This window comes from Wolbachia endosymbiont of Nasonia oneida (assembly GCF_009012935.1).
Lineage (GTDB): Bacteria > Pseudomonadota > Alphaproteobacteria > Rickettsiales > Anaplasmataceae > Wolbachia > Wolbachia pipientis.
On sequence record NZ_QESS01000030.1, the window covers coordinates 1 to 6,336 of the forward strand.

3 protein-coding genes are annotated in these 6,336 nt (G+C 33.6%); 1 reads left to right on the forward strand and 2 read right to left on the reverse strand.

Going from position 1 to position 6,336, the window contains the following annotated elements; all coding sequences use genetic code 11:
• The first annotated feature begins 133 nt into the window (after positions 1–133).
• Positions 134–4,351: an OTU domain-containing protein gene (locus DEF52_RS05745; RefSeq protein WP_151808110.1), complete on the forward strand. Its 4,218-nt coding sequence runs from the start codon at positions 134–136 to the stop codon at positions 4,349–4,351.
• Positions 4,352–4,921: 570 nt separating this feature from the next.
• Here the strand turns inward: DEF52_RS05745 and DEF52_RS06330 are convergent.
• Both DEF52_RS06330 and DEF52_RS05755 read right to left on the reverse strand, forming a co-directional pair.
• Positions 4,922–5,152: a hypothetical protein gene (locus DEF52_RS06330; protein ID WP_151808111.1), complete on the reverse strand. Its 231-nt coding sequence runs from the start codon at positions 5,150–5,152 to the stop codon at positions 4,922–4,924.
• Between the two features lie 111 nt (positions 5,153–5,263).
• Positions 5,264–6,190 (reverse strand): hypothetical protein, encoded by a 927-nt coding sequence (locus tag DEF52_RS05755; protein ID WP_151808112.1) that lies wholly within the window; start codon positions 6,188–6,190, stop codon positions 5,264–5,266.
• Between the last annotated feature and the right edge of the window lie 146 nt (positions 6,191–6,336).

The following is a 6,336-nucleotide window of genomic DNA, read 5'->3' on the forward strand; positions in this document are numbered from 1 at the left end:
TTAAATGATGATGATAGTATACCATCACTCTCTGGGACCATACATCTTAGAAGTATTGTTAGTCATAGAAAAATATCTTGCTTTAATAAACTTTTCAACTATTATATTAGAAGTTTAATATGATAAGGGTGGTATGGTGTTTCAAAGTGGTAATACAAGAGTAAAGAGGGAGCCTATTTCTATCTTTAAACAGATAGCTCAGGAAGAAGATAAGCAAAAAAAACGAAATTTTGAAGATTTGTTAAATCAACTAAGAACGTTTTACCCTAATGACCTTAAAATAGGGGTGGCACTTAAAACAGGAGATTGCTTTTTTGACTCTTTGGCTCAAGGATTGAATGAGCTAAATATAAAATCAGGTCATCGTTTTACCGCAAAATCATTAAGGAAAGGTTGTGCAGATTATGCTAAAGCAAATAAAGGGTCAGACTCGTGGGTTTATAAAGAGGTAATAAGAGGTGCTGAAGGGTATTTCGTACCTCAAAAAGATCCGGATGGAGAAGTGATAAGCGGAAATGGATGTAATAAACAAGACAATACTAAGTCCTTTTTTAAATACTTGGAAGCCATTGAGAATATGGCTACAGAATCTGGTTCTCCACCAATATGGGGTAGACTGGATATTGAAGGAAGAATGATATGTGCGAAGTACAAAGTGAAAATTGAAGTGATAGAACTGCTGGAAGAACCTTTAAAAGGGTCCACAGAAAATCAACACGTTATTCAAAGTGAACAAGGTGAAGGGGATAGTGTTGTTCGCATAGTAAATTACAAGATGCATTTTGTACCACTTCTTAATAAACTAGAAAAAGACATTAAAGAAGCTATAGAAGTTTCCAGGGAAGAGGTTTATGGTATAGAAGACATAGAAAATCATAATCTCGTCACTGCAGCTGGTGTTTACGATAAATTAAGGCAAGTGGAATTCAATGATGATGATTCAGGTAATCCACATACATGGGCAGGTATAGATCAAATAAATTCATATGTAAATTGGGCTATTGATAATGATGGAGATGAATTAGCTTGTTATATTGGCCCAAATAATTTTGGTTTTAATGATGAAGAGAGCATAAAAAGTATAGCCAAGCATATCTGTAGGAGGATTGGTAAAGATAGTGATATTGTAAATGATTATAAATCTGATAGGCCTGCTATTGTTATCTCTAACACTGTTACAGTAATTGCCGAAAGTTCTACAGATGCAAGTAAACAGGGTGGTTCTCATTGGATCGGTTGGGTGCTGTTACCTAAAAAATATGTTACCTTATCAGGTAAAGAAATAAACAATGACAAATATCAAGTTCTCTTTTTTGACTCATTAAGTCATAGCTCTTTTCCTGAAGGATTAAAAAAGTTTTTAACGGAAGGTGGTGAAATTACAGAAAAAACTGATACTGGTAAAAAACAGATAAAGTTAATGCCTTTTTGCAAAGAAGATGAAATTGATTTTAAGAGTCTTAAAGATTTAACTGGTCAGCAGATGAATGGAAGCGATTGTGGTTGGTGGGCAGTTTATTATGTGTTGATGACTGTGTATACCGGAGGGGTAGAATTTCTTGAGCCATTAAAAGGAAAAAAGTTATCTGCAAAACCTCTACGTGGTATGATGGGTTTACAGGAATCTGCTGAGCAGCTGCCAGATCAACCTAAATTTCCAGATCAGCCCAGAAATAAGCCTCTTAATGATCTTAAAAAAGATATTGAAGGTTACCTTGGCGAGTCTTTCCATTTTGCTAATATCTTTGCAGACAGTAAAGGAATTTATTTGGGTTATTCTAATAATCAAAATGGCACTAAAGAAGAACGTTTAAAGTTTGCTGTTCTCACTAATGAAAAAGATTCACAGGATCAACAGATTGTAAGATGCTACACTATTTCTCGTACGGAAAACATTTCTGGCTCAAGATTCAGTGAAGGGGAGAGGGTATTGATGAAAAACGCACTACCCAGCGGCCAATCATTCGCATTTAAAGAGCATAAAATGTTCATAAGAAAAGATGGAGGATTAGTCTGTAAACCGTTTTCTAAAAAACAAGAATTTCCTAAAAATGTGAAAGGTCCATGTAATAGATTTGAGGCATTAAATGTTCCTTTTTCTCCTCCACATACTTCTACACCAATTACCCGAAGAAATATACCTAGAGGACATGATAAGGCTTACGCGTATAAGTTTTTAGAAAATCTTCTTAGAATAGAGATGAGTCCTGATGTGCTAGTAGATATTATAGTTGATAGTAAAGATGATACTAAAATCGCTGTAGTAGGACGTCCAAAGGTATTGGGAAGTTCTAGAAAACAAATGCGTCACGTTATATCATATTCTTCGATAAAGAGTGCTATTGAAAGTGCGGTGAAAGTAGAAGAAAAAGTTGACTACATATTACATGTGAAAAACATGGTAGAACAAGTTATGACTCCACTAATAATAAGCAGAGAAGGTTTGTGTTTGACAGAAGGACAGTATAATAATCTCAAAGAGAAAGAGGTTATTCCTTCTGGTAAATATGATGAATTTAAACTCACGACTGAAACTAAAAAAGGAAAACGTAAAAAATATCACTTAATATACGATAAAGAGATTGTGGAAACCGTTAATAACGGAAAATTTTTTACAGAAGAAGAAATAAAAAAAGCTCGCATTGATTTTAATACAAGACTTAGAAAATACATAAGCCATGGAATTGATTATCTAACTGATGGATTAGCTGCAGAAGATATAAACACTGTTACAATAATGTGTGAGGGAGTTGCCAGAATAATATTAACTATGTTTAACCAAGACATACATGCTGCTTTTCCTGATGAAGGTAATACTCTATCAGAAGAAATTCGTTTATATGAGAGCCAAAACGATGCAAAAGAACCTAAAGCAAAGGTGTTTAGTATATTGCTACATGACGAAATCTCTCAAGAGATAGTCGGAGATTATAATCTTCGTATTAGAATTGTGAATAATGAAGGATATATAGTAAAGAGAACAGCATATGCATTGAGTGTTTTAGACTCTTTGCTGGAAACAACTAATATTAATTCAAAAGAAAGTAAGAAATATTTGGATGATTATAATGAAAAGTGTAATTCTACTATTAGAACACATAGTCAGGATTTAGGTAATTATAATGGGAAGATTAATAAAAATAATCTAAATGATGTTCTTTATAATCATGTAGCAAAACATTTGTATGAAGTATTTGATTTTAAACCGTTGGAAAAAAGAGTATTAGCACCAAGAAGAGAGGCAGAAGATGCTATCAAAGTATACCCTTCTGCTCGTGGTAAGAGAGGAGTAGAGTATTCAGTACAAGAAGGAGATAAATACAGAAAGTTAAAAGTACGTGAAGCAAAAGACTATAATGATAAAGCAATATTTCGTTCAGGAATGGCTGATAAATTAATAGGAGAAATACTATCTAGTAAAATTGTTTCCCATGTTATTATTCATCTAGTGCCATACGGGCAATTGAGGGAAGGTTTTATAGAGAATGCGGTGGAAGAAGGATTAGGGAATGGAATGCAAGAGATACTAAATTCTTTTATAAATTTAGTACGGCTGGACTATATTGATGCACCATTTCACGAAGAGATTGGAGAAGTACTAAATAATGATTGGGTAAAGGAAATACTTGAAAGATATCAAGAGCAAAATCAGTCTTTTTCTGAAGCAAGCAGTATCATTGTAGATGAAAGTGATACTAAAAAACCGCCAAAAGAAGGTGGTATCAATGAAAGTCATATTGAAAAACTACCAAAAGAAGGCGTTGTCAGTGATATTGAGCAACGCTTAAAAGGAAAAGGTGTTAAGGAACATATATACAAAGGAGGTTATATGAAAAAACGTAAAAGTAATATACAAATGGCATTTGAAGGAGCACACTCAAATTCCTTATCTCGTGCAATGAGTAATAATGAGCCTTACTCGATTACAGAATGGGTGGAAGACAACTTAATGAAAGGTGACGACCAAATAAGAGGTGGTAAAACATCAAGAACTGCTTTTTATGAGGCAGAAAAGTCATTAATTAGATTGTATATTCTTAAAGGTGAGTTTGATAATATTGTCACTCTTCTTGATGCAATTCATAATGAAAAGTTCAAAAATGGGGATAGATATAAAGAATTAAAAATAAAAGAATGTGAAGTACTGACAGGCGCAATAAAAATGGCGGAAGGGCCTTTAAAAAGAGATGATGCTATGCACAAGAATCTGCATGATTTGTTAGAAGGTAAACAAGAGAAATTAAAAGAAATGGAAGATATAGATCTTGAAAAAGATGGAGTATCTACTAAAATAACAGAAGCACTTAACATAGTTCAGGTTAATTCTGCGGGTAGTTCTAAGGGTAAGTAGTAAATTTCAATGTTTTTTTAAGGTTTTATAAGTGTGTGGTAGGGAATACTATATTAATTTTGTTTTTCTACCATGTCACTGGTAGTAGGTTTATAAATTCTGTATGGTTTTGCGGCGTTTTTATGTTGAATGGTCATGCAGTACCAGACTGATACTACTCCAATAAATAACGATCTCTTAACTATAAAAAACCTCAAATTCTTCGTTCCATATGTGTGATTATGTTTCATTAAAAATGCCTTCCTTGATTTTTTGGATGTCAGATAATTTAAACGTAAGATACGCTGTATATGTCAAATATTTATTGTAGAATATGTGGCCTTAGCCAGAAAAAGTTGTGGAGGAGTTTGGAATATTTCTATACAAGTGTTAATAAAAAGAATTGCATTCTATATATTTGCAAGTGGAATAATGTTGGTTTATTAATATATTCTACTAAAAATTTAAACAATGCAACCATTTCCAGCACCCAAAATCAACAAGCGTGAGAAATGTTCGTTTTGGGATGAGTTGGTCTACCATGTGTACCATACGAACTTTTCTATATAACAATTTTACTATACCGCAAAACTAGCTATACCAGCCTACTTCAACCACATTTACATACGAACTGATTTGCCCAACTTTATTGCAATAATTTAAATCTTTTATTTTCACAACCTTATTTTTACGCGGCTTGCTCTCACGAATGTACGATCTTTTTTGCGATTTTGGATAAGAGTAAATAAACAAATCCATTACAACACTAGCTGGTTTGATTTTTTCCCTTAAAAACGTTTTAAGCATTCTGCGTTTTACCACAGGCTACCTCTCAACATAATCTCCAAACCATCGAACCTGCTGCACTACCTTGTAGTTAAAAAGAACACTTCCCCATCATTCAATTACAACTAAAATTAAACTTAAACATCCCTACTGTCGACGATGACCACCTGCCACTTTAGACACTTTAGATGTACCTGGCTGAGGATCACTCACTTGCTCTAATTGCAATGACGGCACAGATGCACGACTTACATCTGTCGAACTGTGTTCAACACCAGCAACAATAAACTTTTCACTTACTAATATTAAATCATCTTTTTGGCTGGCTTTACTGTTAAAAACAACTCCAATAAATGCTACCCTATCACCTTCTGTTATTGATTTGATGTTTTCAGATCTTGCATACTTTCCCATCTGACTCTCTGTTTCCTTCAGCTTTTCAGTTGCACCAGTTGCTGTTTCAGAATATTTTAACTCAAATCCCACAGATACAGATTCTTTTAGCTCTTCTATATTCCTCTCTCTACCAGGATTCTCGTTATCTACGACTTGTATCATAATATCAACTCTACCTCCTCCTCCAACCTGAAACTCCGTAAGTACAGCAATTACTCTATCTTTATCCAGATCACTCAATCCAGTAAATAGCCCATCTAAAAAAGCCTTAAACCTGTTTTCACTACTAATCATTGATACAAGGTTTTTTTTGGGGTTCCCATTTTTATCACACATTAATTCTTTAATCATATCAAATAAACCATTATAAGCACCTAACTCAAAACTACCCTTACCTCCTGAAAGCTCTTTCATTTCAAAATTTTTCCTTAACTCTTTCTGTTGATAATTTATTGCATTTTTAAACCTTGTAATCAATCCAGGTAACCGATCAATTGATTCCACCATTCCTTTAAACTTATTTTTAAGTGTAGTAGATCTTGTTCTTCCCTGAGAAGGAAAAGTACCCTCAAAGTATTTTTTTGGATCTTTATTCTCAATTTTTACTAGATCTTGATTTTGATAAAAGGAACCAGGAGATGATGCTGATTGAATAGGTCCTAGTTCTTCATAGCCCATTATATACACCTGAGTTACTTGTTTAATATTTTCATGCTTTAGGCCAATCTTATCTAATATTTCTTCGGTAAATGAATAGTTGTTATACTTAGACTCTGCACCACTGCCATTAAGTTAAGGAAGGAATGGTAAAAAACGAACCAGAA

Excerpts from the sequence above, each read along its gene's own strand:
- DEF52_RS05755 (WP_151808112.1), bottom strand. The coding sequence starts at position 6,190 with ATGGGCTATGAAGAACTAGGACCTATTCAATCAGCATCATCTCCTGGT.
- DEF52_RS05745 (WP_151808110.1), top strand. The coding sequence starts at position 134 with ATGGTGTTTCAAAGTGGTAATACAAGAGTAAAGAGGGAGCCTATTTCT.